The organism is Candidatus Solirubrobacter pratensis, from assembly GCF_000425945.1.
GTDB lineage: Bacteria > Actinomycetota > Thermoleophilia > Solirubrobacterales > Solirubrobacteraceae > Solirubrobacter > Solirubrobacter pratensis.
Genome location: NZ_KE384480.1, coordinates 393,420 through 404,088, shown reverse-complemented (window position 1 = coordinate 404,088; position 10,669 = coordinate 393,420). Strand labels below are relative to the sequence as shown.

Genomic DNA, 10,669 nt, shown 5'->3' with positions numbered 1-10,669 from the left:
CCCCCTGACCCGCCTCCCTCGATGCCCGCCGTTCGCCGAGGCACCGAAGCCGCGCGGGGAGACCGCGCGATCGGGGCGCCCGCCCCGGTGAGCCGCAGTTCGCCGGGGCACCGAAGCTGCGCGGGGAGACCGCGCGATCGGGGCGCCCGCGCGGGGAGACCGCGCGATCAGGCCACCCGCCCAGGAAGACCGCGCGTCCCGCGCGCGCCCCGCGCGGCGGACCGCCCGCCCCCGCGGGCGCGACGTCAGCCCGCGAGTGCGAGGGCCTCGGGTGCGAGCACGTCGATCCAGCGCTCGTCGCGCGCCGAGCTCAGCACCGCTTCCGTGATGCGGGCCGAGCGCAGGCCGTCGGCGAACACCGGCAGGCCCTCGGGCGCCTCGCCCGCGGCGACCGCCGCGTACGCCTCCGCGACGAACGCGTCGAAGCAGTCGGCGTAGCCCTGCGGGTGCCCCGCCGGGAGGAAGGCGTAGCGCGCCGCGGGCTCAGAGAGTGCCTCGGCGTCGCGCTTGATGACGATCGCCGCCTCGCGGCGGCCGCGCCACAGCGACTCGGGCTCCTCCTGGTTGAACGCGAGCGACTCCTCGGCCGCCGAGATCTCGAGGAAGAGCTGGTTCTTGCGCCCGGCCGAGATCTGGGAGATGACCGTCGTGCCGATCGCGCCGCCGTCGGTCTCGAACTGGACGACCGCCGCGTCCTCGGTGCCGACCTCGCGCGTCTCGCCCGCCTCGCCCCCGCGCTCGAACGCGGCGCGCGAGGCCGCTCGCGCCCGCTCCGGCATCGCGGTCAGCATGCGCGCGCACACGCGCGTGATCCTGTGGCCGGTGACGAACTCGGCGAGATCGCACCAGTGCGAGCCGATGTCCGCGAACGCACGTGAGGCGCCGCCGAGCTGCGCGTCGACGCGCCAGTTGTCGTCCTCCGGACGCAGCAGCCAATCCTGCAGGTAGTTGCCGTGGATGATGCGCACCGGCCCGGACTCGCCGCCGCGCACGCGCTCGCGCGCCTCGCGGACCGTGGGGTAGTAGCGATAGACGAACGGCACGGCGGTCTGGCGCCCGGCGTCCTCAGCGGCATCGACCAGCGCCTGCGCCCCGGTCGCGTCGATGGCCAGCGGCTTCTCGCAGATCACGTGCTTGCCGGCCGCGAGCGCGGCCTCGGCCAGGGGGCGGTGAAGGTGGTTCGGCGTGCAGATGTGGACGATGTCCACGTCAGGAGAGGCGACCAGCTCGTCCGCGGAGCCGAACGCGCGCTCCGCTCCGAGCGCCGCCGCGGCGCGCTCGGAGCGCCCCGGCGACGAGGCCGCAACGCCGACGAGGCGCCCGCCTGCGAGCCTTGCCGAGCGCGCGTGAACGGCACCGATGAACCCGGCTCCGGCAATGGCGATGCGAACCCCTCGAGACATGGCGCGCAACGTAGCCAGGTTTTGAGCGGAAGTCAATCAAAAGCTTCCCGTTCTACACGCCTGATGGCCTAGATATTCCCTTGACATGCTGAAACCTGGGACCTCGACCCTGTCGAAGTCTGGTTAACTCATCACATGCTCACGGGGGAGAGAACGGGGACGGACGGGACGGGGGCCGGCGGGGCGGGCCGCGTGCTGCAGCTGATCCGGGAGGGGCAGGCGGTCACGCGCGCGGACCTCGCCCGCCGCACCGGGCTCGCCCGCTCCACGGTCGCCCAGCGTGTCGATGCGCTGATCGCGCACCAGCTCGTCTACGAGGCCGGCGGCCGCGCCTCGACCGGCGGCCGTCCTCCGACCGTGCTCGCCTTCAACGAGCGCGCGGGCGTCGTCCTCGCGGCCGACCTCGGCGCCACCCACTCGCGCCTGGCCGTCGCCGACCTCGCCGGCGAGCCGCTGGTCGAGCAGGCGTACGACCTCGACATCGCCGCCGGCCCCGCCGCCGTGCTCGAGTGGATCCAGGCGCGCTACGAGAGCTTGCTCGCCGACGCCGGACGAGGCCCCGCCGACGTCCTCGGCATCGGCGTCGGCATCCCCGCGCCGGTCGCGTCGGGCCGCGGCGAGCCCGTCGCCCCGCCGATCATGCCCGGCTGGGACGGCTTCTCGATCCCGCGCTGGTTCGCCGCCCACTACGACGCGCCGGTGCTGGTCGACAACGACGTCAACATCATGGCCCTCGGCGAGCACTGGACCCACTGGCGCGACGTCGAGCACCTGCTCTACGTCAAGGTCGGCACCGGCATCGGCTGCGGCATCGTCGCCGACCGCCACATCCACCGCGGCGCCCAAGGCGCCGCCGGCGACATCGGCCACATCCGCATCGCCGGCCACGACGACGTCGTCTGCCGCTGCGGCAACGTCGGCTGCCTCGAAGCCGTCGCCGGCGGCCGCGCCCTCGCCCACCGCCTCACCCAAGCCGGACTCGAGGCCAAGACCTCACGCGACGTCGTCGGACTCGTCCGCGCGGGCGAGCCGCTCGCGATCCAGATCGTCCGCGACGCCGGCCGCCACCTCGGCGAGGTGCTTGCAGGCGCCGTGAACTTCTTCAACCCGGGCGCGGTCGTGGTCGGGGGCGACATCGGCGACGCCCACCAGCAACTGCTCGCCGGCGTGCGCGAGGTGGCGATCCGCCGCTCGCTGCCGATGGCCACGCGCGACCTGCGCATGGTCCCGAGTCAGCTCGGCGATCGCGCCGGCGTGGTCGGGGCGGCGATCATGGTGATCGAGCACGTCCTCGATCCCGACGCGATCGACCGCGTCGTCCGGACCCCGGTACCCCTGACCTGAGAGGAGCACTTCCATGTCCCGGCCCGTCACGCTGTTCACCGGCCAATGGGCCGACCTGCCGTTCGAGCAGGTGGCCGCCAAGGCGGGCGAGTGGGGCTTCGACGGCCTCGAGCCCGCCTGCTGGGGCGACCACATCGACGTCGCGCAGACGCTGTCGGATCCCGGCTACGCCGCCGGCAGGCGCTCGATCCTGGAGCGCAACGGGCTCGGCATGTGGTCGATCGGCTCGCACCTGATCGGCCAGTGCGTGTGCGACCGCATCGACGCGCGCCACGAAGCGATCCTGCCGCCTGAACTGTGGGGCGACGGCGACCCCGAGGGCGTGCGCACGCGCGCGGCCGAGCGGATGAAGGACGTCGCGCGCGCGGCGGCGCAGCTCGGCGTGCCCGTCGTGACCGGCTTCACCGGCTCCTCGATCTGGCATCTCCTGTACTCGTTCCCGCCCAACGACTTCTCCGAGATCGAGCGGGGCTACGCCGAGTTCGCCGAGCGCTGGGGCCCGATCATCGACGTCTTCGACGCCGAGGGCATCAAGTTCGCGCTCGAGGTCCACCCCACCGAGATCGCCTACGACTTCCCGACCACGCGCAAGGCGCTGGCCGCGCTCGACAACCGCGAGGGCTTCGGCATCAACCTCGATCCGAGCCACTTCATCCCGCAGCTGATCGACCCCGCGGCGTTCGCCGCCGAGTTCGGCGACCGCATCTACCACGTGCACGTCAAGGACTCGGTCCGCCGGCTCGACGGGCGCCGCTCGATCCTCGGCAGCCACCTGAACTTCGGCTCCGGCGACCGCGGCTGGGACTTCGTCTCCCCGGGTCACGGCGACGTCGACTTCGACGCCCTGCTGCGCGCGCTCAACCGGATCGGCTACGACGGACCGCTGTCGATCGAGTGGGAGGACTCGGGCATGGATCGCGAGTACGGCGCGCGCGATGCGCTGGCGTTCGTCCGCAGGACCGACTTCGCCCCGTCGACGATCGCGTTCGACGCCGCGTTCGCGAGCGGGTCCTAGCGGGACGTTTCGACGCATGGTCCGGACGAACTCACCGAAAACCCATCGCTAGCAGGCGAGACTTTCGTCCATGAGGACTATCGAAGTCGCCGTAACGTCTGCTTTACTTGCCTCGATGGTGAGAGCTCGATGACCGGAGCCGGGTCGCTATTGCGCCTCATCCGCGATGGCGAAGCCGTCACGCGAGCGGATCTGGTACGCAGGACCGGGCTGGCCCGCTCCACCGTCGCGCAGCGGCTTGACGTCCTCCTCGCCCACCAACTGGTCTACGAGGCCGGCGGCAGCGCGTCCACGGGCGGCCGCCCCCCGACGCTGCTGGCGTTCAACCAGGGCGCCGGCCTCGTGCTCGTCGCCGACCTCGGGGCGACGCACTCGCGACTGGTCGCGAGCGACCTCGCGGGCGTCCCCCTTTCGGAGGCGACGTACGACATGGACATCGCGGAGGGCCCTGAAGTGGTCCTTCCCTGGGTCCACGAGCGCTTCCTCGCCCTGCTGAAGGAGGTCGGCCGCGCCCCGCGCGACGTGCGCGGCATCGGCGTCGGCGTCCCGGGTCCGGTCGCGTTCTCGCGCGGCGAGCCAGTCGCGCCGCCGATCATGCCGGGCTGGGACGGCTTCTCGGTCCCCGGCTGGTTCTCCAAGCACTACGACGCGCCGGTGCTGGTCGACAACGACGTCAACATCATGGCCCTCGGCGAGCACTGGACCCACTGGCGCGACGTCGAGCACCTGCTCTACGTCAAGGTCGGCACCGGCATCGGCTGCGGCATCGTCGCCGACCGCCACATCCACCGCGGCGCCCAAGGCGCCGCCGGCGACATCGGCCACATCCGCATCGCCGGCCACGACGACGTCGTCTGCCGCTGCGGCAACGTCGGCTGCCTCGAAGCCGTCGCCGGCGGCCGCGCCCTCGCCCACCGCCTCACCCAAGCCGGCTTCGAAGCGAAGACCTCGCGCGACGTCGTCTCGCTGGTCCGCGCGGGCGAGCCGCTCGCGATCCAGATCGTCCGCGACGCCGGGCGCCATCTGGGCGAGGTGCTCGCGAGCTCGGTCAACTTCTTCAACCCGGGCGCGATCGTGATCGGCGGCGACATCTCCGACGCCCACCAGCAACTGCTCGCCGGCGTGCGCGAGGTGATCTTCCAGCGCTCGCTGCCGCTCGCGACGGGCGATCTGCGGATCGTGCCGAGCCGCCTGGGCGACCGGGCGGGCGTGATCGGCGCGGCGATCATGGTGATCGAGCACATCCTCGATCCCGACGCGATCGACAAGGCCATCGAAGCCGGCGTCGCGGCGGCGTAGATGCGTCGCCCCGCGCTCGTCCTCGCCGCTTGCGCGGCGCTCACCGCGTGCGGCGGATCCGATGACGGCAAGACGCCGCCGGCGCAGGTCACGCCGGCGGCGACCGAGCACTTCGCCCAGGGCTGCGCGGTCGTGGACGGCAAGTCGCTCGCCCCGAAGTCGGTCACGCTGCCCAAGCCGAAGCTCTCACTCGACGCGGCCAAGACCTACGTCGCCACGGTCGCCACGAACTGCGGCACGTTCGAGATCACGCTCGACGCGCGCCGCGCACCCTTGACCGGCGGCTCGTTCAAGTACCTCGCCGACCACCGCTTCTTCGACGGCACGACGATCCACCGGATCGTCCCCGAGTTCGTCATCCAGGGCGGCGATCCGAAGGGCACCGGCGAGGGCGGCCCGGGCTACACGATCACCGAGAAGCCGCCGAAGTCGCTCAAGTACAGCGAAGGCGTCGTCGCGATGGCGAAGTCGCAGGATCAGCCGGCGGGCACGTCGGGCTCGCAGTTCTTCGTCGCGACCGGGCCCGACGCCGCCAAGCTGCCGCCCGACTACGCGCTGCTCGGCAAGGTGACCGCCGGCGAGGACGTCGTGGCGCGGATCGGTGCGATCGTCACCGACCCGCGCACGGACCGGCCCGACGAGCCGATCCTCCTCAAGTCGGTCAGAGTGACCGAGAAGTAAGAGGCTTCGGTACACCGACCAGGTCGAGCAGGACGTCGCGCACCTCGGTGGCGGCGATCCTGTCGCGTGCGGACTCGCGCTCTGAGCAGATGAACACGGGCGCGTCGAGCTTGGTCTCCGGCAGCAGCCCGTGGGTCCCCTTCACGTAGTGGGACTCGAGCGGAACCACCTGCATGCTGTACCGGAAACCGGCCTTCTTGCGCGCGAGCGTGGCCGCCGCCTTGAGCTTGACGAGCTTGTCCTGCGGATCGAAGAACAGCTCCGCGGGGTCGTAGCCAGGCTTGCGGTGGATCTCGACGTTACGCGCGAAGTCGGGCGCGCGCGCGTCGTCCAGCCAGTAGTGGTACGTGAACCACGCGTCGCGCTCGGCCAGCGCGATCAGCTCGCCGGCGCGCTCGTGGCCGAGCCCCGCGTCGGCCTTCGCGTCGCCCTCGAGCAGCACGCCGATGCCGGGCACGCCCTCGAGCGCGGCGCGCGCGGCGTCGAGGTCGCGCGGGTCGCGGACGTAGACGTGCGCGATCTGGTGGTCGGCGACCGCGAAGGCGCGCGAGACCCACGGGTCGAGGTACTCCATCCCCGCCTGCGTGTAGACGCGCAGCAGGCCCGCGCGGCGCAGCGCGCGGTTGATCTCGACCGGGCGGCGCGCCGGCGTGATGCCGTACTCCGACAGCACGACGACCTGGTCGCCGCGGCTGCGCGCGAAGTCGATCAGGTCTCCGGCGACCGCGTCCAACTCGCCTGCCGCCTTGATCGCCTCGGGGCCCTCGGGACCGAAGCGCTGCAGGTCGTAGTCCAGGTGCGGCAGGTAGACGAGCATCAGATCCAGCTGCTCGGCGCCGAGCACGAGCTTGGCCGCGTCGGCGATCCACCTCGAGGACGTGATGTTCGCCGTCGGACCCCAGTAGGTGAACAGCGGGAAGTCGCCGAGCGGGCCGGTCAGGCGGTCGTGCAGCTCAGGCGGGTCGGTGTAGCAGTCCGGATCCTTCGCGCCGTCGGCGTGGTAGATCGGGCGCGGGGTGACCGTGAAGTCGGTCGTCGCGCCCATCGCGTACCACCAGCACAGGTTCGCGGCCCGGAACCCGGGCTTGGCGCGGCGCGCCGTCTCCCACACCTTCTCGCCCTGGACGAGCGCGTTGTGCTGGCGCCACAGGAAGACCTCGCCGAGGTCGCGGAAGTACCAGCCGTTGCCGACGATGCCGTGGTCGGTGGGCTGCAGTCCGGTGAGCAGCGTCGCCTGCACCGAGCACGTGACGGCCGGGACCACCGGATCCAGCTGCGCCTGGAAGCCGTCGGCGGCCAGCCGCTGCATGCGCGGCATGTGCGCCAGCGCGCGCGGGGTCAATCCGACGGCATCGATCACCACGAGAGTCATGCGAGCACCTCCGCGCCCAGCGCGACCAGTTGGTCGCGCGTCCATTCGAGCTCGCTCGCGAGCCCTTCTATCAATGCCTCGTCGTCGCCGCCCATGACGCTCCACGTGTAGGTCTCGACCTCGAGGTGGCGCGTCAGCGGCGCACCGCTGCCGACCAGCGCGGACAGCGTGTCGACCAGCTCCGCCTGCGTCGTGTGCTCGGCGGTGTGGACGGGGACGTGGAAGTGCACGCGCCATTCGCGCTGCCCCGGCAGCGCGCCGGCGTCCGGCAGGTCGTCGACGCCCTCGACGTGCCCGTTCACCCGCTCCCGGACCTGGTGCAGGAACTTCGGCTCGGTGTAGCGCTCGAGCAGCTCGCGCTCGTGCGGCTCGACGCGCAGTGCGCTCGAGACCTGCGCCTTGACGACGTCCACGCCGGCGTCGCGCAGCCGCTCGATCGCGCCCGCGGGCGTCTCGAACTGGACGGCGAGATGGCAGGCGTCGAGGCACACGCCGATCCACTCCGGCGCCAGGCCGGCGAGCACGTCGCACGCCTGGGCGATCGTCTCGATCGTGCAGCCCGGCTCGGGCTCGAGCGCGAGCCGGATGCGCTTGCCGGTCTCCGCATGCAGCCGCTCCAACCCGGCGGCGACCTCATGCAGCGCGGCGAGCGCGGCCCCCTGCGCCGTCTCGTCCCAGCCCTCGCGCCAGCCGAGCGGCAGCGTCGAGATGCTGCCCTCCTCGATGTCATCGGGCAGCAGCCGGGCGAGCAGGCGCGCGAGCCCGAGCGTGTAGTCGCGGCGGGCGGCGTCGGTCCAGTCGGGCGAGTAGACGCCGAGCTTGACGACCGGCGCGTGGAACGCGGTGTACGGGAAGCCGTTGAGCGTCACGACCTCGAGGCCGAGGCGCCGGACCTGCGCGGCGAGGCGGCCGGCCGCGTTCGCGTCGGCCAGCGCCGGCGCGGCGACCCACAGGCCGATGCCCAGCGTGTCGACCCCCAGCCGCTCGCGGACCCGCGCGGTGTAGCGCTCGAGCTGCGCCGCGACGCCGTCGAGGTCGTCGGCGGGATGGACGTTGGAGCAGTAGGCGAGGTGCAGGAGGCTGCCGTCGGGATGGCGCAGCCGCATCAGCGCTCGCCCCGGAGCACCGTGTTGCCCTCGAAGCTCGCGGCGAGATCGCGCTCGCCCAGGTCGTCGACGATGAGCCGGCCGCTCTGCGCGAAGAACTCGACCGGGTTGCGCCAGACGACGCGGTCGATGTCGTCGGCCTCGAAGCCGGCGTCCTGCATCGCCCTGACGGTCTTGGCGATCTTCAGCGGATCGCTGACGCCCCAGTCGCAGGCGCTGTTGATCAGGATCCGCTCCGGCCCGTGCTGCTCGAGCACGCGGACCATGCGGTACTCGTCCATCTTCGTGTTGGGATAGATGCTGAAGCCCGCCCAGCAGCCGGAAGCGAGGACCTCGGTGACCGTGAGCTCGTTGTTGTGGTCGATCAGGACCGTCTCGGGCGGCATGCCCGAGGCCTCGACCAGCTCGAGCGTGCGGCGCGTGCCGGCGGCCTTGTCGCGGTGCGGCGTGTGGACGAGCACCGGCAGCTGTTGCTCGTGCGCGAGCTTGAGCTGGGCGTCCAGCGCCTCCTCCTCGGCGCGGGTCATCGCGTCGAAGCCGATCTCCCCCACCGCGACGACGCCGTCCTTGGCCAGGAAGCGCGGCAGCAGCGCGAGGACCTCCTTGCGCAGCGCGTCGTCGTTGGCCTCCTTCGGGTTGAGGCCGATCGTGCAGTGATGGCGGATGCCGAACTGGGCGGCGCGGAAGCGCTCCCAGCCGAGCAGCGAGTTGAAGTAGTCCACGAACGACCCCGCGGACGTGCGCGGCTGCCCGAGCCAGAACGCCGGCTCCACCAGCGCCTTTACGCCGGACGCGGCCATCGCCTGGTAGTCGTCGGTGGTCCGCGACGTCATGTGCGCGTGCGGCTCGAAGATCCTCATGGTCGTCCTCCAAGTGCTCGTTCCGCCGCGACCCGCCGATCCTCGAACGGGCTCTCCAGCTCGGCTCTGATCGCCGCGATCTCCTCCTCGGGCGAATGGCGGTCGATCACCGTCCACACCTCCGCCGGCACGTCGCGGCCGGCGGCGACCCGCTCGTGGACCAGCGCCGCGAGCATCCGGGCCCCGTCGGGCGTCACGCGCTCGAGGCCGTCCAGCGGCGTGATCGGCACGCCGACGAAGACGCACTTGAGGACGGCCTGGTCGTACGCGGCGCCCGGCAGGCGCTCGGTCGCGTACGGGCCGAGCGCGGCGGCGATCAGGCGCGTGTCATTGGTCCGGATCGCGTCCTCGACGAGGTGCAGCGCGTCGACGTCGAGGTGCTCCAGCGCGCGCAGGATGCCCCGGCGCTCGGCGGCGTCGCCGTAGCGATACAGCTGGTCGAGCTCGGACTGCGCGTGCCCGCCCAGCGCCTGCAGCAGATAGGTCCGCGCCGCGTCGTCGATCGTCCACGCGTGCACGTCGTCGGGATCGGCGTTCGGGTCCAGCGGCCCGCGCCCGACCTTGCGGCCGACGGCCGGGAAGCGGGCGCCGATCGCCGCGGGGTTGTGCGCGACCTCGGCGGCGGCCTCCTGCAGCCAGGCCAGGCCTTCCGGGGCCACGCGGTCTTCGAGCTGGTCGATCATGCCGGCACCATCGCTTCCCTCAGCGCGGTCATCGCCGCGGGCACCACCTCGTGGGCGCGGTGCGCGTGGCGCGAGAGCTCGACCGCGACGAGGCCGTCGTAGCCGATCTCCTCCAGCGCGGCGAGCGCGGCCGGCAGCTCGAGCTCGCCCTCGCCGAACATCAGGTGCTCGTGCACCCCGCGCACCATGTCCTCGATGTGGACGTGCGCGAGCCGCGCGCCGGCGCGGCGGATGCAGTCGGCCGGCGACTCCGGCTCGAGGCAGACGCAGTGGCCGATGTCCAGCGTGAGCGCGAGGGCGTCCGGGCCGCCGAGCCGCTGCTCGAGCAGCTCGTAGTCGGAGAGCCGCTCGACGAGCATCCCCGGCTCGGGCTCGAAGGCCAGCGTCACGCCGGCGCGCGCGGCGTGCTCGAGCACGCGGCCGAGGCCGTCGATCAGCAGGTCCCACGCGCGCCCGGGGTCGATGTCGCCGGGGGCGGCGCCCGACCACAGCGAGACGACCGGGGCGCCGAGCTCGGCGGCGACGTCGACCGCGCGGCACAGCAGATCCACGCGTCGCTCGCGGCCGTCGGACACGAGCGTCGGGAAGTGCTTGCGGCGCGGATCGAGCACGAAGCGCGCGCCGGTCTCGATGACGCACGCGAGGCCGAGCGCCTCGAGCCGCAGCCGCAGCCGCCCGGCCCGCGCCCGCAGCCTCGGCGCCAGCGGGTCGAAGTGCACGTGGTCGAGCGTCAGCGCCACGCCGTCGTAGCCGTTCTCGGCGAGCAGCTCGAGGGCGTCCTCGATGCGGTGGTCGGCGAGCCCGTTGGATACGTACCCGTACCTCACGACCCGGCCCTCGCGAGGCGCGCGGAGATCCCGGAAGGCCGGCCGGAGGCGGCGGTCCCGCCGCGCGACGCGGTCTCGC

10 protein-coding genes are annotated in these 10,669 nt (G+C 72.5%); 4 read left to right on the top strand and 6 right to left on the bottom strand.

Annotation, left to right across the window (positions count from 1 at the left end):
- Positions 1-245 precede the first annotated feature (245 nt).
- Positions 246-1,403: a Gfo/Idh/MocA family protein gene (locus H958_RS0126450; protein ID WP_081686303.1), complete on the bottom strand. Its 1,158-nt coding sequence runs from the start codon at positions 1,401-1,403 to the stop codon at positions 246-248.
- Between the two features lie 135 nt (positions 1,404-1,538).
- Here H958_RS0126450 and H958_RS0126445 point away from each other — a divergent pair, with 135 nt between their 5' ends.
- The 4 genes from H958_RS0126445 to H958_RS0126430 all read left to right on the top strand — a co-directional run bounded on the left by H958_RS0126445 (position 1,539) and on the right by H958_RS0126430 (position 5,742).
- Positions 1,539-2,747, top strand: coding sequence for an ROK family transcriptional regulator (locus tag H958_RS0126445; RefSeq protein WP_028060844.1), 1,209 nt, complete (start codon positions 1,539-1,541; stop codon positions 2,745-2,747).
- A gap of 13 nt (positions 2,748-2,760) precedes the next feature.
- Positions 2,761-3,762 carry a sugar phosphate isomerase/epimerase family protein gene (locus H958_RS0126440; RefSeq protein WP_028060843.1) on the top strand — a complete coding sequence of 334 codons (1,002 nt, stop codon included), beginning with the start codon at positions 2,761-2,763 and terminating at the stop codon, positions 3,760-3,762.
- Positions 3,763-3,891: 129 nt separating this feature from the next.
- On the top strand, positions 3,892-5,061 hold the full coding sequence (locus tag H958_RS0126435) for an ROK family protein (protein WP_028060842.1): 1,170 nt from the start codon (positions 3,892-3,894) through the stop codon (positions 5,059-5,061).
- Positions 5,062-5,742, top strand: a complete 681-nt coding sequence (locus H958_RS0126430) for a peptidylprolyl isomerase (RefSeq protein ID WP_028060841.1) — start codon at positions 5,062-5,064, stop codon at positions 5,740-5,742.
- Here the strand turns inward: H958_RS0126430 and H958_RS0126425 are convergent.
- Genes H958_RS0126425 through H958_RS0126405 form a run of 5 tightly spaced genes read right to left on the bottom strand, consistent with a single transcriptional unit; the run spans position 5,723 to position 10,590 of the window.
- Positions 5,723-7,114, bottom strand: coding sequence for a nucleotide pyrophosphatase/phosphodiesterase family protein (locus H958_RS0126425; protein WP_028060840.1), 1,392 nt, complete (start codon positions 7,112-7,114; stop codon positions 5,723-5,725). The genes H958_RS0126430 and H958_RS0126425 overlap by 20 nt on opposite strands.
- Positions 7,111-8,220 carry a metabolite traffic protein EboE gene (gene eboE, locus H958_RS0126420; protein ID WP_028060839.1) on the bottom strand — a complete coding sequence of 370 codons (1,110 nt, stop codon included), beginning with the start codon at positions 8,218-8,220 and terminating at the stop codon, positions 7,111-7,113. Before eboE ends, H958_RS0126425 begins: the two co-directional genes overlap by 4 nt.
- Complete coding sequence (locus tag H958_RS0126415; protein ID WP_028060838.1) at positions 8,220-9,080, bottom strand: TatD family hydrolase; 861 nt, start codon at positions 9,078-9,080, stop codon at positions 8,220-8,222. Before H958_RS0126415 ends, eboE begins: the two co-directional genes overlap by 1 nt.
- Entirely contained in the window at positions 9,077-9,763 is a 687-nt protein-coding gene (locus tag H958_RS40575) for an EboA domain-containing protein (protein WP_037411481.1), read from the bottom strand. Before H958_RS40575 ends, H958_RS0126415 begins: the two co-directional genes overlap by 4 nt.
- Complete coding sequence (locus tag H958_RS0126405) at positions 9,760-10,590, bottom strand: sugar phosphate isomerase/epimerase family protein (RefSeq protein WP_028060837.1); 831 nt, start codon at positions 10,588-10,590, stop codon at positions 9,760-9,762. Before H958_RS0126405 ends, H958_RS40575 begins: the two co-directional genes overlap by 4 nt.
- Positions 10,591-10,669 lie beyond the last annotated feature (79 nt).